This window comes from Phenylobacterium sp. (assembly GCF_004299445.1).
Taxonomy (GTDB): domain Bacteria; phylum Pseudomonadota; class Alphaproteobacteria; order Caulobacterales; family Caulobacteraceae; genus Phenylobacterium.
Genome location: NZ_SCTC01000069.1, coordinates 1 through 24852, shown reverse-complemented (window position 1 = coordinate 24852; position 24852 = coordinate 1). Strand labels below are relative to the sequence as shown.

24 protein-coding genes are annotated in these 24852 nt (G+C 68.1%); 7 read left to right on the top strand and 17 right to left on the bottom strand.

Annotated elements, in window-relative coordinates:
• Nucleotides 1-4 precede the first annotated feature (4 nt).
• Nucleotides 5-313 (top strand): transcriptional regulator, encoded by a 309-nt coding sequence (locus EPN98_RS18775; protein WP_293364453.1) that lies wholly within the window; start codon nucleotides 5-7, stop codon nucleotides 311-313.
• A gap of 30 nt (nucleotides 314-343) precedes the next feature.
• Here EPN98_RS18775 and EPN98_RS18770 read toward each other — a convergent pair whose 3' ends face one another.
• The 10 genes from EPN98_RS18770 to coxB form a co-directional block, all read right to left on the bottom strand.
• Nucleotides 344-1603 carry a pitrilysin family protein gene (locus EPN98_RS18770; protein ID WP_293364452.1) on the bottom strand — a complete coding sequence of 420 codons (1260 nt, stop codon included), beginning with the start codon at nucleotides 1601-1603 and terminating at the stop codon, nucleotides 344-346.
• Nucleotides 1593-2996 (bottom strand): threonine synthase, encoded by a 1404-nt coding sequence (gene thrC, locus EPN98_RS18765; protein ID WP_293364451.1) that lies wholly within the window; start codon nucleotides 2994-2996, stop codon nucleotides 1593-1595. The genes EPN98_RS18770 and thrC overlap by 11 nt, the downstream gene beginning before the upstream one ends.
• Nucleotides 2996-3721: an SURF1 family cytochrome oxidase biogenesis protein gene (locus EPN98_RS18760; RefSeq protein ID WP_293364450.1), complete on the bottom strand. Its 726-nt coding sequence runs from the start codon at nucleotides 3719-3721 to the stop codon at nucleotides 2996-2998. Before EPN98_RS18760 ends, thrC begins: the two co-directional genes overlap by 1 nt.
• Nucleotides 3711-4070 carry a DUF983 domain-containing protein gene (locus tag EPN98_RS18755; protein WP_293364449.1) on the bottom strand — a complete coding sequence of 120 codons (360 nt, stop codon included), beginning with the start codon at nucleotides 4068-4070 and terminating at the stop codon, nucleotides 3711-3713. The genes EPN98_RS18760 and EPN98_RS18755 overlap by 11 nt, the downstream gene beginning before the upstream one ends.
• 9 nt (nucleotides 4071-4079) lie before the next feature.
• Nucleotides 4080-4952: a cytochrome c oxidase subunit 3 gene (locus EPN98_RS18750; RefSeq protein ID WP_293364448.1), complete on the bottom strand. Its 873-nt coding sequence runs from the start codon at nucleotides 4950-4952 to the stop codon at nucleotides 4080-4082.
• A gap of 343 nt (nucleotides 4953-5295) precedes the next feature.
• Nucleotides 5296-5844, bottom strand: coding sequence for a cytochrome c oxidase assembly protein (locus tag EPN98_RS18745; protein WP_293364615.1), 549 nt, complete (start codon nucleotides 5842-5844; stop codon nucleotides 5296-5298).
• A gap of 58 nt (nucleotides 5845-5902) precedes the next feature.
• Nucleotides 5903-6055: a hypothetical protein gene (locus EPN98_RS18740; RefSeq protein WP_293364447.1), complete on the bottom strand. Its 153-nt coding sequence runs from the start codon at nucleotides 6053-6055 to the stop codon at nucleotides 5903-5905.
• The gene (cyoE, locus tag EPN98_RS18735) at nucleotides 6056-7027 is read right to left on the bottom strand and encodes a heme o synthase (protein ID WP_293364446.1); all 972 of its coding nucleotides are present in this window, start codon (nucleotides 7025-7027) and stop codon (nucleotides 6056-6058) included.
• Between the two features lie 157 nt (nucleotides 7028-7184).
• Nucleotides 7185-8840, bottom strand: coding sequence for a cytochrome c oxidase subunit I (gene ctaD, locus EPN98_RS18730; RefSeq protein WP_293364445.1), 1656 nt, complete (start codon nucleotides 8838-8840; stop codon nucleotides 7185-7187).
• A 19-nt stretch (nucleotides 8841-8859) separates the two neighbouring features.
• Nucleotides 8860-9861 carry a cytochrome c oxidase subunit II gene (coxB, locus tag EPN98_RS18725; RefSeq protein WP_293364444.1) on the bottom strand — a complete coding sequence of 334 codons (1002 nt, stop codon included), beginning with the start codon at nucleotides 9859-9861 and terminating at the stop codon, nucleotides 8860-8862.
• A gap of 400 nt (nucleotides 9862-10261) precedes the next feature.
• On the opposite strand from coxB, the gene tldD reads away from it, so the two are divergent.
• Nucleotides 10262-11692 (top strand): metalloprotease TldD, encoded by a 1431-nt coding sequence (gene tldD, locus EPN98_RS18720; RefSeq protein WP_293364443.1) that lies wholly within the window; start codon nucleotides 10262-10264, stop codon nucleotides 11690-11692.
• Between the two features lie 114 nt (nucleotides 11693-11806).
• A complete protein-coding gene (locus EPN98_RS18715) occupies nucleotides 11807-13822 on the top strand; it encodes a TonB-dependent receptor plug domain-containing protein (protein ID WP_293364442.1) in 2016 nt (671 codons plus the stop codon).
• A 66-nt stretch (nucleotides 13823-13888) separates the two neighbouring features.
• Here the strand turns inward: EPN98_RS18715 and EPN98_RS18710 are convergent, their stop codons facing one another.
• Complete coding sequence (locus tag EPN98_RS18710) at nucleotides 13889-15757, bottom strand: oligopeptide:H+ symporter (RefSeq protein WP_293364441.1); 1869 nt, start codon at nucleotides 15755-15757, stop codon at nucleotides 13889-13891.
• Nucleotides 15758-15975: 218 nt separating this feature from the next.
• Here EPN98_RS18710 and EPN98_RS18705 point away from each other — a divergent pair, with 218 nt between their 5' ends.
• Complete coding sequence (locus tag EPN98_RS18705) at nucleotides 15976-16494, top strand: DUF427 domain-containing protein (RefSeq protein WP_293364440.1); 519 nt, start codon at nucleotides 15976-15978, stop codon at nucleotides 16492-16494.
• On the opposite strand, the gene EPN98_RS18700 is transcribed toward EPN98_RS18705, so the two are convergent.
• The 4 genes from EPN98_RS18700 to EPN98_RS18685 all read right to left on the bottom strand — a co-directional run bounded on the left by EPN98_RS18700 (nucleotide 16491) and on the right by EPN98_RS18685 (nucleotide 19666).
• Entirely contained in the window at nucleotides 16491-16988 is a 498-nt protein-coding gene (locus EPN98_RS18700; RefSeq protein WP_293364439.1) for a hypothetical protein, read from the bottom strand. The two genes, EPN98_RS18705 and EPN98_RS18700, sit on opposite strands and share 4 nt — an antisense overlap.
• 1 nt (nucleotide 16989) lies before the next feature.
• Nucleotides 16990-17385, bottom strand: coding sequence for a GFA family protein (locus tag EPN98_RS18695; protein ID WP_293364438.1), 396 nt, complete (start codon nucleotides 17383-17385; stop codon nucleotides 16990-16992).
• 74 nt (nucleotides 17386-17459) lie between these two features.
• The gene (locus EPN98_RS18690; protein WP_293364437.1) at nucleotides 17460-18815 is read right to left on the bottom strand and encodes a glutamate--cysteine ligase; all 1356 of its coding nucleotides are present in this window, start codon (nucleotides 18813-18815) and stop codon (nucleotides 17460-17462) included.
• Between the two features lie 137 nt (nucleotides 18816-18952).
• Nucleotides 18953-19666 (bottom strand): 16S rRNA (uracil(1498)-N(3))-methyltransferase, encoded by a 714-nt coding sequence (locus EPN98_RS18685; protein WP_293364436.1) that lies wholly within the window; start codon nucleotides 19664-19666, stop codon nucleotides 18953-18955.
• 75 nt (nucleotides 19667-19741) lie between these two features.
• On the opposite strand from EPN98_RS18685, the gene EPN98_RS18680 reads away from it, so the two are divergent.
• The 3 genes from EPN98_RS18680 to EPN98_RS18670 all read left to right on the top strand — a co-directional run bounded on the left by EPN98_RS18680 (nucleotide 19742) and on the right by EPN98_RS18670 (nucleotide 22254).
• Entirely contained in the window at nucleotides 19742-20101 is a 360-nt protein-coding gene (locus EPN98_RS18680; protein ID WP_293364435.1) for a hypothetical protein, read from the top strand.
• Between the two features lie 2 nt (nucleotides 20102-20103).
• Nucleotides 20104-20862 carry a polyphosphate kinase 2 gene (ppk2, locus tag EPN98_RS18675; RefSeq protein WP_293364434.1) on the top strand — a complete coding sequence of 253 codons (759 nt, stop codon included), beginning with the start codon at nucleotides 20104-20106 and terminating at the stop codon, nucleotides 20860-20862.
• Between the two features lie 180 nt (nucleotides 20863-21042).
• Nucleotides 21043-22254 carry a winged helix-turn-helix domain-containing protein gene (locus EPN98_RS18670; RefSeq protein WP_293364433.1) on the top strand — a complete coding sequence of 404 codons (1212 nt, stop codon included), beginning with the start codon at nucleotides 21043-21045 and terminating at the stop codon, nucleotides 22252-22254.
• 29 nt (nucleotides 22255-22283) lie between these two features.
• Here EPN98_RS18670 and EPN98_RS18665 read toward each other — a convergent pair whose 3' ends face one another.
• Entirely contained in the window at nucleotides 22284-22436 is a 153-nt protein-coding gene (locus tag EPN98_RS18665; RefSeq protein ID WP_293364432.1) for a hypothetical protein, read from the bottom strand.
• A 53-nt stretch (nucleotides 22437-22489) separates the two neighbouring features.
• Nucleotides 22490-24277 carry an ABC transporter ATP-binding protein gene (locus EPN98_RS18660; RefSeq protein ID WP_293364431.1) on the bottom strand — a complete coding sequence of 596 codons (1788 nt, stop codon included), beginning with the start codon at nucleotides 24275-24277 and terminating at the stop codon, nucleotides 22490-22492.
• Nucleotides 24278-24852 lie beyond the last annotated feature (575 nt).

The following is a 24852-nucleotide window of genomic DNA, read 5'->3' as shown; positions in this document are numbered from 1 at the left end:
CCCAATGGCGCGCTTTGACATCGGGAAGATCGACGATGTCATCCACGGCCGCCTGCGGCTGGGGGTCATGGCCTATCTGGCCAACGCCGAGGTCGCCGACTTCAACGAGCTGAAGTCCGTGCTGGAGGTCACCCAGGGCAACCTGTCGGTTCAGCTGCGCAAGCTGGAGGAGGCCGGCTATGTCACGATCGAAAAGGGCTTCCTGGGCCGCAAGCCGCGAACCCAGGTGAGGATCAGCAGCGACGGCCGCAAGGCCTTCGCCACCTACCTCGAGGCGCTGGGCAGGCTGATCGGCCAGCCCCCAGCGCCGTGAGTCCGAAGCCGCCACCCATAGGCGACAGGTTCAGGCGAACAGGGTCTGGAACGTGTCGGCCGCGGCCAGCGCCGGCTTCGGTCCAAGGATCGCAACGGCCGCCTTTCGCTCGCCGAGGATGCGCGCCATCAGACGGGCGATCTGGTCGGCGGTGACGGTGTCGACCTCGGCTGCGACGGCCTCGGCGTCGAGGGTCTTGCCGAACAGGAGCACCTGGCCGGCGGCCTGTTCGGCGCGGGCCAGGGCCGACTCGCGGCCCATGAACATCGAGCCCTTCAGCTGGGCCTTGGCGCGCGCGAGCTCGGCCTCGCCCACCGGCTTGGTCAGCGCCTGGAGCTCGCCGGCCGTCACCTGGGCCAGTTCGGCCGCGTCCTTGGCGTCGCAACCGGCGAAGACTCCCAGCGCGCCGATATCGGCATAGGTCTCGGAGTAGGCGTCGATGGCGTAGGCCAGGCCACGCTTCTCGCGCGCTTCCTGGAACAGGCGCGAGGCCATACCGCCGCCCAGCATCTCGGCCAGCAGGCGCAGGGCGAAGTAGTCGGGATCCATCACCCCCACAGCCGGGAGCAACAGCACGATGTTGGCCTGCTCCAGGCGCTTGGCGACCGAGCGGGTTCCTCCCACGAACGCAGCGGGCGGGGCGTCGGCAACGCCCGCGCCGACGGCGCCGCCGAAGTCGCGCTCGGCCAGCCTGATCAGTTCATCCTCGTCCACCGCGCCGGCGGCGCTGACGATCAGGGTCTCGGGCGCATAGAGCGCTGTGCGCCAGTCGCCCAGGGTCTCCGGGGTCGCCCCCTTGATCGACCGGGGGGTGCCCAGGATCGGGCGGCCCAGCGGCTGGCCGTCGAAGGCCGCCTCCTGCGCCAGTTCGAACACCAGATCGTCGGGCGTGTCGGCGGCCTCGGCGATCTCCTGGCCCACGACCTGCTTCTCGCGGGCGAGGTCCTCGGCGTCCATCGTCGGCCGCAGCACCAGGTCGGACAGCACGCGTGAGCCCAGGTCCAGCCCGTCCTTCAGCGCGCGGACCTGGAAACTGGTGCGCTCATAGCCGGTGGCGGCGTTGATGTGGCCGCCCTCGGCCTCGATGACCTCGACGATGTCACGGGCCGAGCGTCCGCCCGCGCCCTTGAAGACCATGTGCTCGAGCAAATGCGACCAGCCCGATCGCGCAGCGTCCTCGAACCGGGCGCCGCGACCGGCCACGACCGAGAGCGCCACCGTCTGCCAGCCCGGGAGCGGATCGCAGACGACCCGCACCCCGTTGGCCAGCGTATGAACTCTAGGCGTCAACCGAGGCCGCCTCCGCGAAGCCGCGCACATAGTCCTTGATGGCCGTCGCATCGCCCGCGATGCGCTGGAACCGCTCGGGCCGATCCGCCAGGCTGGCCACGCCACGGGGCAGCGCCGGCTCGACGCCGGTCGCCTTCTCCACGTCCTCGGGGAACTTGGCCGCGTGCGCGGTCGAAAGCACCACAGTGGGGCCGTCCAGGGCGACGTGCTTGAGGCCCGCCATCGCGACGGCCGTATGCGGATCGATCAGCTCGCCGGTCTCGTCCAGGGTGGAGACGATGGTCGCCACCGTCTCGTCCTCGCCGACGGCGACGCCGGTGAAGGTCCGCTGCATGACGGCGAGCGCCGCAGCCGGGATGTCGATGGCGCCGGCCGTCTTGAAGGTTTCGAAGGCCTGGCCTGTATCGGCGGCGTCGCGGCCGCCGGCTTCGAAGTAGAGCCGCTCGAAGTTGGACGCCGATTGGATGTCCATGGCGGGCGACAGGGTGGCATGAACGGCCCCGCCGGCGTATCGGCCAGTGGTCAGCGCCCGCGCCAGGATGTCGTTGGAGTTGGTGGCCACCACGATCTGCTGGATCGGCAGGCCCATGCGCATCGCCACATAGCCCGCGAAGGCGTCGCCGAAGTTGCCCGACGGCACCACGAAGTTCACGGCGCGGTCCGGCGCGCCCAGGGCCACGGCGGTGGTGAAGTAGTAGACCGACTGGGCCACGATGCGGGCGAAGTTGATCGAGTTGACGCCCGTGAGGTCGACCGCCTGCTTCAGCGACTTGTCCTGGAAGGCGTCCTTCAGGATCGCCTGGCAGTCGTCGAACGTGCCGGCCACCGACAGGCAGGCGATGTTGGTCTCGGTCGCCGTGGTCATGAACCGACGCTGCACCTGGCTGATGCGGCCCTCGGGGAACATCACCACCACCCGGACATTCGACGCCCCGCGGAACGCCTCGACGGCCGCGCCGCCAGTATCGCCTGAGGTGGCGCACAGGATGGTCTGCTTGCGGTTCTGCCGGCCCAGCAGGTGGTCGTACAGCTTGGCCAGAATCTGCATCGCCACGTCCTTGAAGGCGAGGCTGGGGCCGTGGAACAGCTCGGCGATGAAGGTCTGCGGGCCCACCTGCACCATCGGCACGACGGCCTTGTGGTGGAAGCTGGCGTAGGCCTCGGCGCACATGCGGGCCATGTCGGCCGGCGCGATCTCGTCCCCGGCGAACTTGCCGAACACGGCGGCGGCCACCTCGGCGTAGGGCTTTCCCGCGAACGCGGCGATCTCGGCTTTCGTGAAGGTCGGCCAGTCCTGTGGCACGTAGAGGCCGCCATCGGGCGCAAGGCCGCCCAGAACGGCGTCGGTGAAACCGACGGCCGGCGACTGACCACGGGTCGAGATATAGCGCATCAGGATTTCCGCCTGCGAAGAAGCACGGCGGCATAGACGCCGAGCAAGGCGCCCGCAAGGCCGTACCAAGTCAGCGCATACTCCAGATGGCGGTTGGGGATGTCGGTGGGAATCGGCGCAGGGACCAGGGCCTTCCACTCGGGATTGCTCGGGGTCTCGGCCATGAGGAACAAGGGCGCAGGCGACGTGGCCTTGAGCTGGGCGGCCATGGCGGCGACGTCGCGGGTGTACCAGCGGTCGGGCCGATTGGGGGCCGAGAAAGCGTTGCCGTGCTCGGGCGTGCGCAGGACGCCCTGGACGGTCACCGGGGCGGTCGAGGCGGCCACCGCCGGGCGAGCCGAGACGTCGTCGGCCACGAAGCCGCGGTCCACCAGCACCGTCGCATAGCCTCCGGCCGCCACCCGGCAGGCCGAGATCAGACGCGAGCCGGCCTGGCCGTCTCGCACCGAATAGAGCTCCAGGAACGGCGCAGCGCCCAGGCCGGGGCAGGTCACGGTCACGCGGGTGAAGTCGGCGTCCGCGCCGGTCGCCACCCGCGCAAGCACCGCGTCGATCGGTTGGGCCGGAGCGGCCTGCAGCGCGGCGATGCGGGTCAGCACGCCCTGCTTCCACACCAGACGCTGGAGTTGCCACGTGCCCAGGGCCACCAGGATCGCCAGCGCGATAGCGACGGCGATCGTCAGGCCGACAGGAAAACGCGGCCGCCCTGGGGCCTCACTCGTCATTGCGGTGTTCGGAGGCCTTGTTCATGAACTGGGCGGCGAGCATGGCGCCCTTCAGAGGCCGCATCAGGCCCAGCGAGATGATCAGGGTCGCCGGCAGCCACAGGATCAGGTGCACCCAGACGGGCGGATGCAGGGCGAACTCTACGAAGAGGGCGGAGAAGGCCACGACGAAGCCCGCGATCATGATCACGAACACCGCAGGGCCATCGCCCGAGTCCGCCTTGGCGAAGTCGTACCCGCAGGCTTCGCAGGCCGGAGCGACCTTCAGGAAGCCGTCGAAGAGAAAACCCTCTCCGCAGTTGGGGCAGCGTCCGGCCACCCCAGCCAGCAACGGATTGGGCTTGCTCACATGATCAGCCTAGTGCGCCGGTCCGCCGAAGATCACGTAGATGAACGCGAACAGGAACAGCCACACCACGTCGACGAAGTGCCAGTACCAGGCGGCGGCTTCGAAGCCGAAGTGCTGCTTGGGCGTGAATCCCGTGCCCATCAGGCGGATCAGGCAGACGGCCAGGAAGATCGTACCGACCAGCACGTGGAAGCCGTGGAAGCCGGTGGCCATGAAGAAGGACGAACCGTAGAGGCCCGAGTTCTCCTGGCCTTCGCCGCCGAAGAAGTACTTGTGCTCAAGGATGTGGTGATACTCGTACGCTTGGATCGCGGTGAACAGCGCGCCCAGGACGATCGTCAGCACCAGCGCGATCTTGGCGTTCTTGCGGTCGCCCTGCTGCAGCGCGTGGTGCGCCCAGGTGACGGTCGTGCCCGAGAGCAGCAGCGTCAGGGTGTTCACCAGCGGCAGCTGGAAGGCCGGCACCGTCTCGATGCCCTTGGGCGGCCAGGCGGCCCAGGCGGCGCGCACTTCCTCGATGGGGGCGTGCGTGCGGTTGCCGTGGAACAGGGCCATCTCGAAGAAGATCCAGAACCACGCGACGAAGAACATCACCTCCGAGGCGATGAACAGCACCATGCCGTAGCGCAGGCCGATGGAGACGACCGGGGTGTGGTCACCGCGGTTGGCTTCCTTCACGACGTCGGCCCACCAGCCCAGCATCGTGAACAGCACGCCGGCGAGGCCGGCGAAGAACAGCCACGAGGTGTGCTGCGGCAGGCCGAACAGGCCCTTCATCCAGGTGACGCCGCCCAGAGCCATGACGGTGGCGGCGATCGAGCCAACCAACGGCCACGGGCTCGGGTCCACCAGGTGGTAGTCGTGCTTCACGCCAGCAGCCATTGCGTCCTAACCCCTCGTCAAATCCCCACGCACACGACTCCGGACAGAGTCGCGCGCGGTCAGTCGCGGACGCTATAGCGCTCGCCAGCGGCATCCGCCAAGGGGAAAGGCGCGCTCCAGCGTCGCAGATTGGGCCAGGGCGGTCGCAGGGCCGAGCCTTGATCCAACACTTAACCCGGTTGTCTTCCCAGGCGCGGCGGCCGCCGCACGAGATCGACTGGCTCCGGCGGTGGAATTTGCCGGTGATCTCGTCCCACAGACCATGCATCTCGATGGGCTTCGCGCCCTCCTATTCAGAGGGCGAGGATAGCGTCTCTGATTGACGCTGAGCGTCAGCCTCTGATCAGCCGCCGGTGTGGGTCTTCACGCTTGTGGCGGCGTCGGCCTGCTTGGGCTGGGCGTTGGTCGACGGGAAGAACGTGTAGCTCAGCGTCACCTCGGGCTTGCCCTTGGTGTCGACGTCGGCCGCGTACTTCGGGTCGATGTAGTAGAGAACCGGCATGTCCACCGTGGCCCCGGCGGCGATCGTCTGATCCTCGAAGCAGAAGCACTGCAGCTTCTGGAAGTAGGGTCCCGCCTGCTCGGGCACGACGTTGTAGAGCGCCCGCGCCATGATCGGCTTGTCGGAGTTGTTCGTCACGCGGAAGAAGGCCAGCTTGGTCTCGCCGATCTTCACCTCCTGCGAGGTCTGCTGCGCCGAGAAAGCGATGGGCAGGTCGCGGACGTTGGCGTCGAAGCGGACGGTCAGCTTGCGGTCCAGCACCGTGTCGGACGGGGCTTCGGCGCGGCGCGTGGCGCCGTCGAACCCGGTGATCTGGCAGAATGCCCGGTAGATCGGCACCGAGGCGAAGGCCGCCCCGATCATCCCGAAGAAGACCGAGGCGCAGATCATCGCGACCTTCACATTGCGAGCGCGATCGGGATCGACGGGCGCCTTGTGGGGCGCGGGGTCAGAAGGTGCGTTCGAGGACACTGCCGCCCATCCGGATGATTGAGACCGCGTAGACGATGATCACGAAGGCCACCAAGCCCAGCGCGATGGCGAGATTACGGCCGCGTCGGGCCTTGGCGAAGTCGTCGCCCTCTCCGTTGGGATCGCTCATCTAGAGAAGCTCCAGGGGGGCTACGCCGGCCAGATGCTCGCCCAGCAGGGTCGCGAACAGCAGGGTCAGGTAGAGGATCGAAAACGCGAACAGATTCCGCGCGTCGCGGGCGCCGGCGCGGACATCGTAGAGGCCATCGTCGTTGCGCGGATCGGCCGCCTCGCCCGCATGGCTGCGATAGAGCCGCCAGGCCAGGAGCAGGAACACCAGGCCGCCCAGCGCCGAGACGCCCAGGTAGACCGGCCCGCCCAGGCCCGTGAAGGCCGGCGCGATGCAGATCGGGATCAGCAGCAGGCTGTAGACCAGGATCTGCAGTCGGGTGGAGGTCGCGCCCTTCACCACCGGCATCATGGGCACCCCGGCCTTGGCGTAGTCCTCGGAGGTGTAGAGCGACAGCGCCCAGAAGTGGGGCGGCGTCCACATGAAGATGATGGCGCACAAGAGCCAGGCATTGGCCGGCGCCGTGCCGGTCACCGCGGCCCAGCCGATCACCGGCGGCAGCGCCCCGGCCAGGCCGCCGATCACGATGTTCTGCGCCGTCCAGCGCTTGAGCCACATCGTGTAGACCACGGCGTAGAAGACGATGGTGAAGGCCAGCAGGCCGGCGGCCAGCCAGTTGGTGGCCACGCCCATCAGCATCACCGAGAACAGCGACAGAACCACGCCCAGGCCCAGCGCGTCTGCGCCCTGGACCTTGCCCGCAGGCACCGGCCGGCCGCGCGTGCGGCGCATCTTGGCGTCGATGTCGGCGTCGTACCACATGTTGAGCGCGCCGCTCGCGCCGGCCCCGACGGCGATGCACAGCACGGCCACGGCGCCCAGGATCGGATTGATCGTTCCCGGCGCGCAGACCAGCCCGGTGAGCGCGGTGAACACCACCAGGGACATCACGCGCGGCTTCATCAGCTGCAGGAAGTCCTGCCAGCGAGCGGGCGTCGTGCGCGGAGTGTCGTGGGCCGTAGCCATGGCCATCAAGGATACACCTGAATGCGGGGTGGCGCTCTCTAGCGCAGATCGGCGCCCGGGCGAAGCACGTCCAGCCCCGCCGCGACAAAAATGGCCGAAAAACGAAAAAGGCCGGCCGCTCCTGGGAGCGGCCGGCTCGTATTTGGATAGGTGGACCGAACGCCTAGTGCGCGTCGGGCTTCACCACCGGGAGTTCGTTGAACTGGTGGAACGGCGGAGGCGAGCTCAGCGTCCACTCCAGCGTCGTGGCGCCTTCGCCCCACGGGTTCGCTTCGGCCTTGCGGCGGCGGATGGCGGCTTCCAGCAGGACCAGCAGGAAGATCACCACGGCCACGCCCGTGATCGCGTACCCGATCGACGAGATCTTGTTCCAGTAGGCGAAGCCGTCCGGATAGTCGACGTAGCGACGCGGCATGCCCTGCAGGCCCAGGAAGTGCTGCGGGAAGAACACGAGGTTCACGCCCACGAACATGACCCAGAAGTGCAGCGCGCCGAGGAACTCGTTGTACTTCACGCCCCACATCTTCTCGAACCAGTAGTAGAAGCCCGCGAAGATCGCGAACACGGCGCCGAGGCTCAGCACGTAGTGGAAGTGGGCCACCACGTAGTAGGTGTCGTGCAGGCTGTAGTCGATGCCGGCGTTGGCCAGCACGACGCCCGTCACACCGCCCACGGTGAACAGGAAGATGAAGCCGATCGCCCACAGCATGGGCGTCTTGAAGGTGATGGAGCCGCCCCACATCGTGGCGATCCAGGAGAACACCTTCACGCCGGTCGGCACCGCGATGACCATCGTCGCCGCGACGAAGTAGGCCCGCAGCTGGATGCCCATGCCCACGGTGTACATGTGGTGGGCCCACACGACGAAGCCGATGAAGCCGATGGCCACCATGGCGTACGCCATCGCGAGGTAGCCGAAGACGGGCTTGCGGCTGAACGTCGAGACGATGTGCGAGATCATGCCGAACCCGGGCAGGATCAGGATGTACACTTCCGGGTGACCGAAGAACCAGAACAGGTGCTGGAACATCACCGGGTCGCCGCCGCCGGCGGCGTCGAAGAAGTGGGTTTTGAAGTTGCGGTCCGTGAGCAGCATCGTGATCGCGCCGGCCAGCACGGGCAGCGAGAGCAGCAGCAGGAACACGGTCACCAGGATCGACCAGACGAACAGCGGCATCCGGTGCAGCGTCATGCCCGGCGCGCGCATGTTGAAGATCGTGGTGATGAAGTTGATGGCGCCCAGGATCGAGCTGGCGCCCGCGAGGTGCAGCGACAGGATCGCGCAGTCCATGGCCGGGCCGGTATGGCCGGACGTGGACAGCGGCGGATAGATCGTCCAGCCGCCTCCGAAGCCCTTGCCGGGGCCGCCGTCGACGAACATCGAGACGATCAGCATCACCCAGGCGGCGACCAGCAGCCAGAACGAGATGTTGTTCATCCGCGGGAAGGCCATGTCGGGCGCGCCGATCATCAGCGGCACGAACCAGTTGCCGAACCCGCCGATCATCGCGGGCATGACCATGAAGAAGATCATGACCAGGGCGTGGCCGGTGACGATCACGTTGTAGCCGTGCTTGGAGGCTTCCACGAGGCCGGTCGTGGCGAGCCACGAGCCTTCCGTGAACACCTGGATGCCCGGTTCGGCCAGTTCCCAGCGGATCAGGCCGGACATGAGGCCGCCGACGATCCCCGCCATGATGGCGAACAGGATGTAGAGCGTGCCGATGTCCTTGTGGTTCGTGGAGAAGAACCAGCGGGCGAAGAACCCGGGCATGTGCCCGTGGTCGTCGTGATGATCGTGAGCGGCGGCTTGAGCCATCTTACGCGGATCCTAAGGCTTATTTCGCGGCCGGCGCCTTGGGCGCGGGCGTGGTGGCGGCGACCGGAGCCTTGGGCTCAGGCGTCGCCGGAGGCGGGGCGGCAGGGTTCACCGTGGCGGTGGCCGGCGTCGCCGCGGCGTCGGCGGCCGGAGCCCCCTCGGCGGCGGGCGCAGCGGCCGGAGCGGGCGCAGGCGCGGCGCCGGCGACCGAGCCGCCCTTCTTGGCGACCCAGGCGTCGAACTCGGCCTGCGTCACGACGCGGACCTCGATCGGCATGAAGGCGTGGTCGACGCCGCACAGCTCACGGCAGTTGCCGTAGTAGGTGCCCAGGCGATCGGCCTTGAACCAGGTTTCGTTCAGGCGTCCGGGAATGGCGTCGGCGATGATCCCGAACGACGGGACGGCGAAGGCGTGGATCACGTCGGCGCCGGTGACCTGAACGCGGACCACCTTGTTGATCGGAACGACCAGCGGCTCGGTGACGGCGAGGCGGTACGGCTTGGCGACCTTCTTCGCTTCGTCTTCCGGCAGCATGTTCGAAACGAACTCGCCGATCTTCTGGTCGGGGTACTCATAGCCCCAGTACCACTGGTAGCCGACCGCCTTGATGGTGAGGTCCGGCTTCGGCATGTCGTTGTAGGCGAAGAGCAGCTTGAACGAGAAGATCGAGATCACGACCAGGATCGCGACGGGCGCGAGGGTCCAGATCACCTCGATCATCGTGTTGTGCGTGAACTTCGCCGGGACCGGGTTCGCCTTCTTGTTATAGCGAATGACCACCCAGATCAGCAGCGCCAGCACGAACAGCGTGATGACCGTGATCACGGGCATCAGGATCCAATTGTGGAACCAGATCGCGTCGTGGCGCAGCGGGGTCACCCCCGGCTGCAGGTCGATCGCCTTGTCCGTCGGCTCGCCGAACTTGTCCTGAGCCATGGCGGCCGCGCCCCAGAACGCCGCCGCAGCGCCCGCGAGAGCGCCTGCCGCCCGCGTCCGCAATCCGTGAAAGCTCGACTTCATGTCCCCTCGGTCAGTTTGGCCGGCGACGCCCTCAACAACAGGCGGTCCGACGCTACGGAACGGGACGCGCGGGCGCGACTTGCGCGACGCCCGACCGGCCCCTTCGCCGGGGTCCATACGCGCATCGTTCGGGCTTGCCAAGGCGTCGGCGGGTCTTACGTAGCGTCCACCGGCTCTCGACGTCGTTTGCACACGGAAATGGCGCGACGTCTCGCCGCAATCGCTGCATCGCTCGCGGCCTGTTCTGGAATGGGGCGGGGAGCGGACCCTGCGGGCGCTGGCCAGATTGCAACGGCCCTGCAGCAGGCGCGAATCGTCCCCAAGACGAAAAGAGAGGCTGGCGAGGGCCAAGAGCCATCTCGCGGGTGACGCCCCACCTTCGAGCCCCTATCTTCCAGGCATGAACGCTCCAGTGCCCGCTCCCTCGATCCTCGATTCCGTTGGGGTCGACCCCGCCCGCGCCCAGGAAATCCTGGCTGACGCCCTGCAGGGGGCCGACGACGGCGAACTGTTCGTCGAGCGGTCCGAGAGCGAGTCGTTCCTGTTCGACGACGGTCGGCTCAAATCGGCGGCCTACGATTCGACCGAGGGCTTCGGCCTGCGGGTGGTGGCGGGCGAAACTGCCGGCTACGCCCACGCGTCCGAGATTTCCGAAGCGGCGATCCGCCGCGCCGCCGACTCGGCCCGGCTGGCCAAGCGCGGGTACGCGGGCGTCACCGCAGAGGCGCCGCGGGCTACCAACACCAAGCTCTACGGCGAGGAAAACCCGCTGAGCTCGCCCGCCTTCTCCGACAAGGTCGCGCTGCTGCAGGAGATCGACGCCTGGGCCCGCGCCCGGGATCCGCGGGTGGTGCAGGTGATGGCCTCGATCGCCGGAGAGCGCCGCACGGTCGAGATCCTCCGGGCCGATGGCCGGCTGATCCGTGACGTGCGCCCCCTTTGCCGTGTGAACGTCCAGGTGACCGTCGAACGCGATGGCCGGCGCGAGCAGGGCTACACCGGCGCCGGCGGCCGCGCCGGCTTCGAGGCCTGGATCAGCCCCGACAAGTGGCAGGATCAGGTGGACGAGGCGCTGCGCCAGGCGCTGACCAACCTGGACGCCGTCGCCTGCCCGGCCGGCGAGATGGACGTGGTGCTGGGCCCCGGCTGGAACGGCGTGCTGCTGCACGAAGCCGTGGGCCATGGCCTGGAAGGCGACTTCAACCGCAAGGGCACCTCGGCGTTCTCGGGCCGCATCGGCGAGCGGGTGGCCGCGCCGGGCGTCACCGTGTTCGACGACGGGACTCTGCCGGGCCGCCGCGGATCGCTGACGGTGGACGACGAGGGCACGCCCACCGAGCGCACCATCCTGATCGAGGACGGCATCCTGGTGGGCTACATGCACGATCGGATGAGCGCGCGCCTCATGGGCCTCAGCGCCACCGGCAACGGTCGCCGCCAGTCCTACGCCCACATGCCCATGCCGCGGATGACCAACACCGCCATGCTGGGCGGCGGCCACAAGCGCGAGGAGATGATCGCTTCCACGAAGAAGGGTCTGTACTGCGCCAACTTCGGCGGCGGCCAGGTGGACATCACCAACGGCAAGTTCGTCTTCCAGTGCACCGAGGCCTACCTGATCGAGGACGGCAAGGTGACGACCCCGGTCAAGGGCGCGACCCTGATCGGCGACGGTCCCTCTGCCCTGACCCGGGTGACCATGATCGGCGATGATTTCGACTTCGACTTGGGCGTCGGCGTCTGCGGCAAGGCCGGGCAGAGCGTGCCGGTGGGCGTGGGCCAGCCCTCGCTGAAGATCACCGGCCTGACGGTCGGCGGCACCGCGGTCTGACGATCGGGTCGAGCGGAACCCTGTCCGGAATTTAATTCACCTTACAGGCATTTAACTCGCGCCAGGGCTGCGCTCCAGGCCACCTCTCCCCTCGTTCTTGGGGAGAGACCGTCGATGCCATTCGTTCAGTTCCTGGCGCAGGCGGCGATCGCCGCGGCGCCGGAAGCCGCCGTGCAGCAAGGCGTAACCAGCTATGCGACCGCCTTCTTCGCGGCCCAGCAGCCGGCGACCGTCGTGGACATGCTCAATCGGATCCCCGGCTTCACCCTCGACAACGGCGCCTCCGTGCGCGGGTTCGAGGGCGCGGCCGGGAATGTGCTGATCGACGGGCAGCGCCCGTCCAGCAAGTCGGACAGCCTGCAGGACGTCCTCTTCCGAATTCCGGCGTCCAAGGTCGAGCGCATCGACATCATCCGCGGCGGCGCGCCCGGCATCGACATGCAGGGCAAGACGGTGATGGCGAACGTCATCCAGAAGAAGGACAACAGCGTCCGCGGCGTGTTCGCGATCGCCGACAACCACATCGACGACGGCCGCGACCTGGGCCAGATGCGCATCGAGGGCTCGGGCGCGCTGGGCGACGTGAAATGGGAGGCCTCGGGTCGGGCGGCGCGCGGGCTGGACGACGGCGCAGGCGCCGGGCGCGGGGCCCTGATCACGGTCGGCGAACCCACGGTGCTCAACGGCTACGACGCCGAGGGTGACGGTCTGTTCTACTCACTCACGGCCGCGGCCGAGGCGCCCGTGCTGGGCGGCTCCCTGCGGTTGAACGGGCGCCTCCTGACGGACGACTTCAAGTTCGAGGAGAAGACCCGCATCTTCTCGTCGCCCATCGCCGACCAGCAGTACGTCTACCTGCAGGAGCAGGACGACACCGAGTTCGGGGCCCGCTACTCGCGCAAGCTGGGCGCGGACTGGGACGTGGAGCTGGTCGCCCTGCGCACGGGGCGCGACCGGCTGGTCACCGAGAACTTCGACGCGCCGGACGTCGCCAACCGCCTGCTCGTCGACCGCGACACCGTGGAAACCATCGGCCGGGCAGTCGTGAAGTATCGCTTCGATCCGAAGCTCTCGTTCGAGGTGGGCGGCGAACGGGCCGTCAACACGCTTGACAGCGAGACCACGCTCCGCCGCAACGGGGCCATCGTCCGTCTGCCCGCCGGCTCCGTCGAGGTCGAGGAAGACCGCAAGGAGCTGTTCGCCAAGGCGGCCTGGCGTCCGTTCGAGACCATCACGGTCGATGCCGGCCTGCGCTACGAGTTCTCGACCATCAGCTCCGAGGGCGACGTCGTCCTCGAGAAGTCGCTGCGCTACCTCAAGCCGCGGCTGGCGGTGAGCTGGTCCCCGCTGGAGATGACCCAGTTTCGGCTGCGCCTCGAGCGCGAGGTCGACCAGCTGAACTTCAACGACTTCGTGGCCGCCGGGGGGCTGAACCAGGCGGGGGGCGTCACGGCGGGCAACCCCGACCTCAACCCCGGCCAGGCCTGGGTGGGCGAATTCGCGTTGGAGCAGCGGTTCTGGACGTCAGGGTCGGTGGCGCTGAGCTACCGCCACGCAGAACTCAGCGACGTGGTCGACCGGGGGCCCGTCAGGGGCCCAGGCGGCAGTGTGTTCGACCGGCCCGAGAACATCGGCGACGGGACCAAGGACATCCTGGCCCTCGACCTGACCCTTCCGCTCGACCGGCTGGGCGCGAAGGGGGCGCTGCTGAAAGGCAACCTCACCAGGCGCTGGAGCGAGGTGACCGACCCGACGACGATGGAGACTCGGTCGCAGTCGGCGCTGCGGGGCCTGGACTGGAACGCCACCTTCACCTGGGACATGCCGCAGTACGACATCACGTGGGGCGTCGATGCGTTCGGCGGGTTCAGGGAGACGACCTACCGCTACAACCTCGTCTACACGCGCAAGCTCAACACCTATGTGAAGCCGTTCATCGAGTACAAGCCGCAGCCCGACCTCAACATCCGGCTGGAGCTGCCGAACGCGACCCGGCGCAATCTGCACGAGACCTACGCGTTCTACGGCGGCCTGCGCACGGCCGGGGCCGAGGCCACCTCGGTCGACGACAAGCGAACCAACCAGACCCCCGGCGGCACGTTCCTGCGGATCCGCAAGACGTTCGGCTAGCGGGCGTGCGAAAACACAGAAGGCCGCGGATCGCTCCGCGGCCTTCGTCGTGTCCGAGGCCTGGGGTCAGGCGCCGACCTTCTCGTCCGGCTCGGTCTCGCTGTGCGCCCAGTGCTTGATCAGGAAGCTGATCAGGACGAACGCCACGCCGATCGCGAAGCCGCCCCAGCCCAGCGTGTTGAACACGCCCAGCGAGGTCTTCAGCGCCAGCTCGGGGTTCAGCACCTGGCCGCCCACCGTCTCGGTGCCGGCGAGGCCCGCGATGAAGCCGCCGACGTACTGGGCGATCGACGAAGCCAGGAACCAGATGGCCATCATGAACGACACCACCTTGGCCACCGACAGTTTGGTGATCTCGGACAGGCCCACCGGCGACAGGAAGAGCTCGCCCGTGGTGTGCAGCAGGTAGAGCAGGCCCAGCAGCATCAGCGGCACCTGGAAGGCGCTGTTGGCCAACCCGGCGCCCCAGACCACCACCAGGAAGCCCAGGCCCACCTGGATCAGGCCCAGGCCGAAGGTCATCACCGGGTTCGACGCCTGGCCGCGCCGGCCGAGCCACGCCCACATCGCCGCGAAGATCGGGGCGAAGATCAGGATGAAGCCGGCGTTGAACGACTGGGTCTGGGCCGCGCCGATGCCGGTGTCGATCCAGAGTCCCGTGGGCTGAATCCCGGCCGCGGCCAGCTGATCGGCGCTGCCGATCGGGATGCCAAGGAAGGTGCTGGCCTGCCGTGTGAGGTTCAGGTCGACGTTTTGCGCGGCGAAGAGGTTGAGCGAGGTGCCGGCCTGTTCGAACAGGGTGAAGAACACCACCGCGCCGAACACCAGCACCAGGGCCAGGATCATGCGCTCGCGCTGAACTTTGTCGCACTGGGTGACGATGAAGTAGATCACATAGGCCAGGGCCGCGAGGGTCGAGGCGATCAGCATCACCCCCACCCAGTCGTTGCGCTGGACCAGGAACCACACCGGGATCACGCCCAGCACGCCGCAGAGATAGATCAGCCACTCGCGATTGAGCGGACCGGCCACCTTTTCCTGCAGCAGCGCTGGGTTTGGCGGCTCGCCCTTGCCCTCGAGGTGCTTCTTGCCCAGCACGAAGACGACCCAGCCCGCGGCCATGCCGACCCCGGCCAGGCCGAAGCCCGCCCACCAGCCGACGTTGAGGCCGAACCAGGCGCAAGCGAACGAGGCCCAGAAGGCCCCCAGGTTGATGCCGTAGTAGTAGAGCGTGAAACCGGAATCCCGTCGCGGATCGCCTTGCGGATAGAGCTGGCCCACGATCGTGGAGATGTTCGGTTTCAGGAAGCCAACGCCCATGATGATCAGCGCCACCGCCAGGTAGAAGGCGTTCTTGCCGAACGGATCGACGTCCTTCTTCAGCTCGTACGAGCCCTTGGGCAGTACGGCCGGTAGCGGCGCGGTCGCCGGCAGGTCCTTGATCTCGAAGCCGCCCGCCTCGTTGGCCGAGAAGTCGTAGGCCTTGTCGCCCACCACCAGCTTCACCGAGCGGTCTTCCATGCGACCTTCGATGGCTACGTTGTAGGTCTGGCCCGCATAGGTCAGCGTCTGGGTCGCCGGGCGACCCTCGACCGCCATGGTCAGGTGTCCCGCCACCAGCAGAAGGGCGCCAAACGCCACCGCCTTGCGGGTGCCCAGGTAGCGGTCGGCCAGCATGCCGCCGATGAGAGGCAGCAGGTAGACGAGGCTGGTGTACGACCCGTACTGGCCGCTGGCCACGTCCTGGTCGAACAACAGGTGCTGGGTCAGGTAGAAGATCAGGATCCCGCGCATGCCGTAGTAGGAGAAGCGCTCCCACATCTCGGCGAAGAACAGGATGATGAGGCCGCGCGGGTGATGGCGGAGCATCTGGAGTAGCACCGGGATACCCGTCACCAGCGTGATGACGATCCCGGCCAGCAGTACGATTGGCATTTGAGGGTTTGCTTCCGATCCTAAGGGCCGGCCTACGTCTCCCACGGGGTCTTTTCGACCCGGCCTAGCCTGAATTGCGGGCAGAGAACCACCAACCCGTTCAGGACACAAGCAAACCGCCGTCGGCCGGGCGCCTGGCGCCGCCGGGACGGGCGCCCATATCCCTTGGCAGCCGGTCGCGAGCTGGTGCGTTCAGACCGTCAGGAGACGCGAACCCCATGAAGATGCCCGGCCCCGACCATCCCATCACGATCACGCCGGCCGGCCGCCGCTGGCGCGCCAGGTACCAGGGCCACGTGATCGCCGACTCAGGCGACGCGCTGGTCCTGCAGGAAGCGAGCTATCCCCCGGTCGTCTATTTCCCGCGCGAGGACGTCTCGATGGCGTTCCTGACCCACACGGCCCATGCCACGCACTGCCCCTACAAGGGCGACGCGTCCTACTACACGCTGCAGATGGACGGCCATTTCGCCGAGAACGCCATCTGGAGCTACGAGGAGCCCTACCCCGCGATGGCGGAGATCGCGGGGCGACTGGCGTTCTATACGAACAAGGTCGAGGTCTATTCGCCCGACGACGCCGAAGCGGCCCAGGAAGCCGTCGATGCGCCTCCGGTCCAGGCGGCGCCCTCGGTCGACGACATCGTGCTGCACACCGACTCGGGCAGCGGCGCGTCGCAGCGCGAGCACTGGCCCCCGAACGTCAGCATGCCTCGGGCGGACGACGGCGCCCGCTAGGCGGCCGGCGCGGACTGGTTCTGGGCCAGCTGCCAGCCGGTGTAAGCTGGCTCGTTGGTGACTTCCCGCACGCACCACTCGGGGACGTCGAAGCGCATGGCGGCCATCCGGTTGGTCGCCTCGCACTCGGCGGTCACCAGGCCTTCGAGCGCGCCCTCGAACACGTCGATGATGAAGCCGCCGACCTTGTGGCGCAGCTTCGACAGTCGTTGACCGGGCAGGACGTTCAGGACCGCGTACTCTTCCTCCGTCAGGTAGAGGTTGGTCATCGGTCCGATCAGCGGATTGTCCGGGGCGTACTTCTTGGCGAGCTTGAAGGTCCGCTCGCCGTTGGACAGGTCGGTGGTCGCGCGCAATCGAAGGCGACCGCCCTCCACATAGAGATCCTCGATCCGGCGGGCGTGGCCAAGGTCGAGCGCGGGCAAGGCCTTCGCATCCACGAGGAAGCGCCGTTCCGCCACCCAGTGCGCGTACTTCGGCAGTGTGACAGGCATCTCAGTCCTCGCGCGGGCCGCTCCACTCCGGGCGACCCTCGCCAGACCGTACGCTCATCGTCAAGCCGTCCGCGAGGCGAAACGCGAACGCCTGCGGGTCGAAGTCCTCGAGGCAGCCGACGTTGACGCCGTAGTGATCCGGCGCCGCCCGCTTGCGGTGGAAGGTGTAGATCCCGCAGGTGCGGCAGAACCAGTGGCGCGCGACCCTGGTGTTCCACTGGTAGAGCGTCAGTTGATCCTCGCCGGCCTCAACCGTCAGTCCGCTCTCGTGGATCTTGGCCATCAGCGCGCCCTTGCGCCGGCAGAGCGAGCAGTCGCACCGCGTCAGCTCGTCGATCTCGGCCTCGACGCGAAAGCGGACAGCGCCGCAATGACAGGATCCCGACCAGACGCCCATGAGTCCGTTCTAGACCGCCGGCGCCGCGCGCAAAGGGCCACTTCAGACGCTGCGGCGCGCCTGCGTTCGGGTGGCTAGTACGCGAAGTCCTCGAACACCGGATCGACCTTGCCGCCCCAGCGGGTGTTGTACAGTTCCACCAGCCGTTCGGCCGGCGTCACGCCGGTCTCTGCGATGTGTTCCAACTCGGCGAGGTAGCCGCTCTCGTCGACCATGCCGCCCGACAGGCGGTTGCGGTTCTTGAGGCCCGATCGGGAGATGGCGACCATGTCCTTGGCCACCTCCTGCACCGAGCGCCCGGCGATCTGGGCCTTGAGGCCCACGCGGGCCACGTCGGCGCGCAGGCGCTCGTGATCCTCGATCTTCCAGTCCTTGCAGAGGTCCCAGGCCGCGGCCAGCGCCTGGCTGTCGTAGAAGATGCCCATCCAAAGCGCCGGCAGCGCACAGAGCCGGCTCCACGGCCCGGCGTCGGCGCCGCGCATCTCGAGGTACTTCTTGAGCCGGACCTCGGGAAAGATCGTGGTGGTGTGATCGGCCCAGTCCTTGAGCGTGGGCCGCTCACCCGGCAGTTCGACCAGCTTGCCGTCCATGAAGTCCACGAACGAGCGGCCGGCCAGATCGATGTATCGGTCGCCGCGCTTGGCGAAGTACATCGGCACGTTCAGCGCGTAGCGGGCGTAGGTCTCGAAGCCGAAGCCGTCCTGGAACACGAAGTCCAGCATGCCGGTGCGGGCGGGATCGGTGTCCGTCCAGACGTTGGCGCGGCTGGACACGAAGCCCGACGGCTTACCCTCGATGAACGGCGAATTGGCGAACAGCGCCGTTGCGATCGGCTGCAGCGCCAGCGATGTGCGGAACTTCGCCACCATGTCGGCTTCGGAGCTGAAGTCGAGGTTCGCCTGCACCGTGCAGGTGCGGAACATCATGTCGAGCCCGAGCTTGCCGACCTTCGGCATGTACTCGCGCATGATCTTGTAGCGGCCCTTCGGCATCACCGGAATCTCGTCACGCCGCCAGACCGGCGTGAAGCCAAGCCCCAGGAAGCCCAGGCCCAGTTCATCGGCGACGATCTTCACCTCGTTGAGGTGGGAGCCCGTCTCCTCGCAGATGTCGTGGACGGTCTCGAGCGGCGCACCCGACAGCTCGAACTGGCCCCCCGGCTCCAGGCTGATGTTCGCCATGCCGCGCTCGAGCGCGATGACGTTCTCGCCCTCCATCACCGGCGTCCAGCCGAAGCGGGTCAGGCCGTCCAGCAGCGCCTTGATGCCGCCCGGCTCATAGGGGACCGGCGAATGGTCGGCGAGCTTGAACACGAACTTCTCGTGCTCGGCGCCACATCGCCACTCGCTGGCAGGCTTGGCCCCATCGGCCATCCAGCGCACAAGGTCTTCAAACACCAGGGGACGATCGTCGCAGGCGACCTCGGCCATACATTTCCTCCACGGGCGAACCGCCCTAGTCGCCGGGTTGAGGTCCCGCCCAGGCCGCGTCTTTACGCCGTCAGGATAGGTGGGCGCAATTCCGCCAAGCTCAAGCCCGGGCTAGATTTCCTGGGTTGCGTCGGACGCTAGCGCCAATCCCCGACCGCGGCCTGCCAGAGTGTGAGCGCGCTGATCGCCGCGGTGTCGGCCCGCAGAATTCGCGGCCCCAGCGTCGCCGGCGTCGCATAGGACAGGGATCGGAGCATCTCGCGCTCCTTCGGGGAAAAGCCCCCTTCCGGCCCGATCAGGATCGCCCACGAGCCGCCTTCGCCCACCGCCTGCAGCACCGGCATCGCGTCTCCCGCCTCGTCGCAGAACAGCAGGCGGCGACCCGCTTCCCAGCCGCCGATCAGCTTCTCCAGCTTCACCGGCTCAACGACTTCCGGCACGTCCAGCCGGCCGGTCTGCTCCGACGCCTCGGTGGCGATGGCCTGCAGCCGGTCGACGCGGGTGTGGTCGGCGTTGGTGCGCTCGGTGATCACCGGGCGGACACGCCGGGCGCCCAGCTCGGCGGCCTTCTCGACGATGGTCTCCAGCCGCGCCCGCTTGACCAGGGCGATCACCAGGTCGAGGTCGGGGCCGATCGCCTGAGTTCGGGTCTGCGCCTCGACGTGAAGGGTCACCTCCCGCTTGCCCACGGCCGCCACGGTCGCCCGCCACTCGCCCTGGCGGCCGTTGAATACGAGTACGGCGTCGCCGACCACCTGGCGCATGACGGCGGCCAGATACCGGCTTTGGCCCTCATCCAGGTCCAGGCGCGCGCCGGCGACAAGGTCGTGCGGGATAAAGAGGCGGATCATTTGAGCCTTCTTGCCTTCGGGGCGTTCTAGCGCGGCCTTGCCCGCGCCGCACCCGGCGCGCCAGATGCGGATTCGATGATACTGCGCTTCCTGCCCCTCGCCTTCCTCGCCGCCGCCGGCTGCGCCACCGTACCCACGGCCCAGGCGCCGTGCTCGGTGAAGATCGACTTCGGCAGCTACTGCTGTGGCGTCGACGGCGAGACCAAGGCGGCGGTCGAACGCTACCTCGAGGGCGCCCGCGGTGTGGCGAGTTCGACCTCCAGCGCCTGGGGACGCGAAGGCGAATCGACCCGCTGTGTCGTAACCCGCACCCGCGCCGACACCGACCGCATCTACCGCGACCTCGCGGCGTTGGTTCCGCCCACGGCGCGCCGTGGTCCAGTCACCATCGTCACCGCCGACGGCCGCGCCACCCCCAACCAGACACAAAGGTAGCCATGGCCAAGGACGACGACGACGGCGAACTCGAAGCCCTGCAGGTGGCGCTGGTGCGCTTTCAGCAGCACGCCATCGAGGCGGGCGAGCGCGACCTGGTGATCTTCGAAGGCCGCGACACCGCCGGCAAGGATGGTGCGATCAAGCGGATCGTCGAGCATCTGTCGATCCGCTCCACGCGGGTGGTGGCGCTGCCCAAGCCCACCGAGCGCGAGCGCGGCCAGTGGTACTTCCAGCGCTATGTCGAGCACCTGCCCGCCAAGGGCGAACTCGTGATCCTGAACCGGTCCTGGTACAATCGGGCGGGCGTCGAGAAGGTGATGGGGTTCTCCACGCCGGAGGAGCAGGAAATCTTCCTGCGCGACGTGCCCGTCTTCGAACGCATGCTGACGGGCAGCGGCGTGCAGGTCATCAAGCTGTGGCTCGATATCTCCCGAAAGGAGCAGGCGGACCGTCTCGAGGCGCGCAAGACCGATCCGCTGAAGGCGCTGAAGATCAGTCCGCTGGACGCCGTCGCCCAGGAGAAGTGGGACGACTACTCCGCCGCCCGTGACGAGATGCTGCGGCGGACCCACACGACCGACGCGCCCTGGACCATCGTTCACACCGACAAGAAGCCCAAGGCGCGGCTCAACATCATCCGCCACCTCTTGAAACAGCTGGCGCCGCCGGAGATCGCCGATGCGATCGATCCGCCCGACCCGGACGTGGTCTTTCCGTTCGAGCCTGCCGCTCTGACCGACGGGCGGCTGGAGCCGTAACCAACTTTCCCGACGGGGTCCCAACTCGCCTTAGACGCGAATGCGACAATCCACCTCAGGTAGTGCTCATTTGTTCTGCCTGGCCCGAGGCGAAGGTCACGCTTGTTAACCATCCGCCGACTCAATCTTGTTCCACCTTTGTTCGGCGGCTAGCGTGGTGGTCTGACTCGTGGGGATCGCATGAAGGACACGCTCACCGCCAGCGAGGCGCGCCGGATCGCGATGGCCGCCCAGGGGTTCGGCGGCGATCGGGAGTCGCCCCCCATCGAGCGAGGGGCGGCGAAACGCCAGCTCACCAGGCTGGTCGACCGGCTGGGCGTGATCCAGATCGACTCGGTCAACGTGGTCTCGCGCACTCACTACCTGCCCGCCTTCTCGCGGCTGGGCGCCTACCCGCGCGAGATGCTGGAAGACATCGCCTGGTCCAGGAAGCGGCCGCTGTTCGAGTACTGGGCGCATGAGGCCTCGCTCCTGCCGGTCGCCAGCCAGCCGCTGTTCCGCTGGCGGATGGAGGACGCCCAGGCCGGCCTCGGCGTCTGGAAGGGGGTCGCCAAGTTCCTGCGGGAACGGCGCGACTTCGTGGACCGGGTTCGCGACGAAATCGCCGCGCGCGGTCCGATGTCGGCGAGCGAGCTGGAGATGGGGCACAAGGGCCAGGGCGGCTGGTGGGGCTGGAGCGAAGCCAAGCGCGCCGTCGAGTGCCTGTTCTGGGCCGGCGAGCTCACCACCGCCACCCGGCGCGGCACATTCGAGCGGGTCTATGGCCTGCCCGAGAAGGTGATCCCCAAGGCGGTGTGGGAGCTGCCCACGCCGGATCGCGCCGAAGCCCAGCGACAGCTCTACCGCATCGCCGCCCGCGCCATGGGCGTGGCCACGTCGAAGGACCTGCGCGACTACTTCCGCATGCCGGTGGAGGGCGCCAAGGACCGCATCGCCGAGCTGGTCGAGGCCGGCGACCTGCTGCCGGTGGCCGTGAAGGGCTGGCGCGAACCAGCCTATCTCGACGCCAGCGCGCGGCGGCCACGCCGGATTGAGACCACCTCGCTGCTCTCGCCGTTCGACAACCTGATCTGGTTCCGCGAGCGCACCGAGCGGATGTTCGGCGTCCGCTACCGGATTGAGATCTACGTCCCGGCCGAAAAGCGCCAGCATGGCTACTACGTTCTGCCGTTCCTCGAGGGCGACGCCCTGACCGCCCGCGTCGACCTGAAGTCCGACCGCAAGGCCGGCGTGCTGATCGTCCAGTCCGCCCACGCCGAACCCTGGGCCAGCGACGCGACGCCCGTGAAGCTCGCGCATGAGCTGAAGCGCATGGCGGGCTGGCTGGGGCTGGAGAGCGTGCGGGTGCAGCGCAAGGGCGATCTGGCCCACGCGCTCGACGCGGCGCTCTGACGTCCCGTCCCCGGCGTTGTGATCGGACGTCAGTCTTCGTCGTCCTCGTCGTCGGGCAGGTCGACGACCAGGGCCGGCTTGCCCTGGTGCATGAGTTCGCCGTTGGGCCCTTTCAGGCCCAGCCACTCGTCCATGATCCCGGCCGGCACGGTGTGCGGGGCCTGCGGTGTCTTCTCGGCCATGCGACGGCTCCTCCTTGAGCGGGAGGAACCGTCGCACGCACCTGAGGTTCCGGCTACACCACGCCCTCCGTCACCGCGTGCAGTCGGGCATAGGCGCCGCCCTTCTTCACCAGGTCGTCGTGACGGCCCTCCTCGACGATCCGGCCCTCGTCGAAGACCAGGATCCGGTCGGCGCCGCGGATCGTCGACAGACGATGGGCGATGACGATGGTGGTGCGGCCCACCATCAGCTCCTCCATCGCCGCCTGCACCTGGCGCTCGGTTTCGACGTCCAGCGAGCTGGTCGCCTCGTCGAGCACCAGGATCGGGGCGTCGGCCAGGAAGGCCCGGGCGATGGCGACGCGCTGGCGCTCCCCGCCCGACAGCTTCACGCCACGCTCGCCGACCAGGGTGTCGTAGCCCTTGGGCAGCCTGGCGATGAAGTCGTTGGCCCGCGCCCGCCGGGCGGCCAGCGCGACCTCGGCCTCGGTGGCGTCAGGCCGCGCGTAGCTGATGTTGTCGGCCAGCGACCGATGGAACAGCGCCGGGTCCTGCGGCACCACGGCGATGGCGCGCCGCAGCGACCCCTGGGTCACCTGGCTCACGTCCTGGCCGTCGATCAGGATGGCGCCCTCCTGCACGTCGTACAGGCGCTGCACCAGCTTCACGAAGGTCGACTTGCCCGAGCCGGTGGGCCCGACCAGCGCCACCCGCTCGCCCGGCGCGATGCGCAGGGTGAAGCGGTCGTACAAGGGCTCGGCCGCCGACTTGTAGCGGAAGGTCACGCGGTCGAAGACGATCTCGCCCAGGTCGGCGCGGAACGCCGGCGCGGCGGGACGATCCGGCACCTGGGCCGCGGTCTGCGCGTAGCGGGCCACGTCCTCGATGTCGTCCATGCCCTTCTGGGCCGTGCGGATGTTCTCGCCGATGTTGCGCAGATAGCCGCTCATCAGCATGAACGCGGTCACCGCAAAGGTGATGTCGCCCACGCTCGCCCGGCCCTGCACCCACTCGCGCAGCAACAGGCCCGTCAAGCCCGCCTGCAGGCCCACCAGGATCAGGTTGTGGAACAGCCAAAGGTCGGTGAACCGGCCCCAGGTCTTCATCGTCGCCTTGCGCCACAGCTCGGTGACTCCGCCGATCCGGGCCTCCTCACGCGCCTCCGCGCCGAAGGTCTTCACCGTGGCGTTGGACGAGATGGAATCCGAAAGGGCGCCGCCAATCCGCGAGTCCAGCGCGACCGAGCGCAGGTTCGCCGGCCGCGCCCACAGCGCCGTCAGGTAGATGTTCGACAGGATGTAGATCACCGTCACGACGGCGGCGAACAGACCCACCATCGGCCACTGGACCAGCATCATCACGCACAGGCCGACCAGCACGATGACCGCGGGCCCGAACCAGATCAGCACGGCGTCGGTGACCACGTCATAGCCCCACATCGCCCGCGACAGCCGCCGCACGGTGGCCCCGGCGAAGGTGTCGGCATGCCAGTCGGCGGAGAAGCTCTGCACGCGGCGGAAGCCGTCGTCGGTCATCTCCTTCATGTTGGTGGCCGAGAAGGGGATCAGGAACCGCATGGCGGTGTTCCGGATCACCGAGAAGGCCAGGTACACGCCGACGAAGACCGCCCAGGCGCGCCAGGCGGGGTCGGCGTCGCCCGGCCCCGCCGCGACCGCGTCGACCAGCCGTCCGGCGGCCCACGGCATCATCAGGTCGAACCCGATGGCGATCAGCGTCAGCGCCACCGTGCCGGCCATCAGCCACGGCCGTCGTCGCCAGTAGCCGGCCACGAAGGCCAGCACCTTGCCGTTGGAGAGCTGCCGCTCCCGGGTCTCTTCTTCATCCTCGTAATGGTCGGTCATGGAACGTCTCGAATGCGGGCGCCGGACCGGGGCTCATCTGAGAGCGCACGCAGGTCCGGACGCGGAAAAGGGATCGTGGCTTGGCGGGGGCCTCGAGCCGGTGGGCTCGGAGGACCGCGGATGGGAGTTGCCTTGGAGTCGCGCGGGGTGGCTTCGCGAGTGTGGCCGGTCAGGCCACGCGGCGAAGCGGCTCGGACTTAACGGAGCGGCGGCGGCGGCCCGAGATGACGTGCGCGGGATTTGGTCGTTACGACAGCTGTCATTCTGACGGACCTCCCTCGTTCGTGGCCTCGAAGGTTGGAAGGCTAGGCGGCGCTGGGGAGCCGGTCAAGGAACCCGGTTAGCGTCAGCGACGCTTGCGGCCAAGGGTTGCGCCGCGGCCACAGGTGGACGCCGCCGCCGCGTGCGTCGCAGCGGCGTTCGTCTACCAGCCGGAGCCGCCGGGCATGCGCTGACCGGGTCGGAGCTTTTCCCAGGGTGGGATGTAGGGCTGTGGCGGGGGATCGGGGGGTCTGGGCGGAGCGACCTCTGCAAGAACTGGCTCAGGAACCACGTCTCCCCTCCCCCTTGCGGGG

Bases quoted from the DNA above. Each gene is read 5' to 3' on its own strand.
- EPN98_RS18775 (WP_293364453.1), top strand. From the start codon at position 5: ATGGCGCGCTTTGACATCGGGAAGATCGACGATGTCATCCACGGCCGC.
- thrC (WP_293364451.1), bottom strand. From the start codon at position 2,996: ATGCGCTATATCTCGACCCGTGGTCAGTCGCCGGCCGTCGGTTTCACC.
- EPN98_RS18760 (WP_293364450.1), bottom strand. From the start codon at position 3,721: ATGACGAGTGAGGCCCCAGGGCGGCCGCGTTTTCCTGTCGGCCTGACG.
- EPN98_RS18750 (WP_293364448.1), bottom strand. From the start codon at position 4,952: ATGGCTGCTGGCGTGAAGCACGACTACCACCTGGTGGACCCGAGCCCG.
- EPN98_RS18745 (WP_293364615.1), bottom strand. From the start codon at position 5,844: ATGATCTGCGCCTCGGTCTTCTTCGGGATGATCGGGGCGGCCTTCGCC.
- EPN98_RS18740 (WP_293364447.1), bottom strand. From the start codon at position 6,055: ATGAGCGATCCCAACGGAGAGGGCGACGACTTCGCCAAGGCCCGACGC.
- cyoE (WP_293364446.1), bottom strand. From the start codon at position 7,027: ATGGCCATGGCTACGGCCCACGACACTCCGCGCACGACGCCCGCTCGC.
- ctaD (WP_293364445.1), bottom strand. From the start codon at position 8,840: ATGGCTCAAGCCGCCGCTCACGATCATCACGACGACCACGGGCACATG.
- coxB (WP_293364444.1), bottom strand. From the start codon at position 9,861: ATGAAGTCGAGCTTTCACGGATTGCGGACGCGGGCGGCAGGCGCTCTC.
- tldD (WP_293364443.1), top strand. From the start codon at position 10,262: ATGAACGCTCCAGTGCCCGCTCCCTCGATCCTCGATTCCGTTGGGGTC.
- EPN98_RS18715 (WP_293364442.1), top strand. From the start codon at position 11,807: ATGCCATTCGTTCAGTTCCTGGCGCAGGCGGCGATCGCCGCGGCGCCG.
- EPN98_RS18710 (WP_293364441.1), bottom strand. From the start codon at position 15,757: ATGCCAATCGTACTGCTGGCCGGGATCGTCATCACGCTGGTGACGGGT.
- EPN98_RS18705 (WP_293364440.1), top strand. From the start codon at position 15,976: ATGAAGATGCCCGGCCCCGACCATCCCATCACGATCACGCCGGCCGGC.
- EPN98_RS18700 (WP_293364439.1), bottom strand. From the start codon at position 16,988: ATGCCTGTCACACTGCCGAAGTACGCGCACTGGGTGGCGGAACGGCGC.
- EPN98_RS18695 (WP_293364438.1), bottom strand. From the start codon at position 17,385: ATGGGCGTCTGGTCGGGATCCTGTCATTGCGGCGCTGTCCGCTTTCGC.
- EPN98_RS18690 (WP_293364437.1), bottom strand. From the start codon at position 18,815: ATGGCCGAGGTCGCCTGCGACGATCGTCCCCTGGTGTTTGAAGACCTT.
- EPN98_RS18685 (WP_293364436.1), bottom strand. From the start codon at position 19,666: ATGATCCGCCTCTTTATCCCGCACGACCTTGTCGCCGGCGCGCGCCTG.
- EPN98_RS18680 (WP_293364435.1), top strand. From the start codon at position 19,742: ATGATACTGCGCTTCCTGCCCCTCGCCTTCCTCGCCGCCGCCGGCTGC.
- ppk2 (WP_293364434.1), top strand. From the start codon at position 20,104: ATGGCCAAGGACGACGACGACGGCGAACTCGAAGCCCTGCAGGTGGCG.
- EPN98_RS18670 (WP_293364433.1), top strand. From the start codon at position 21,043: ATGAAGGACACGCTCACCGCCAGCGAGGCGCGCCGGATCGCGATGGCC.
- EPN98_RS18665 (WP_293364432.1), bottom strand. From the start codon at position 22,436: ATGGCCGAGAAGACACCGCAGGCCCCGCACACCGTGCCGGCCGGGATC.
- EPN98_RS18660 (WP_293364431.1), bottom strand. From the start codon at position 24,277: ATGACCGACCATTACGAGGATGAAGAAGAGACCCGGGAGCGGCAGCTC.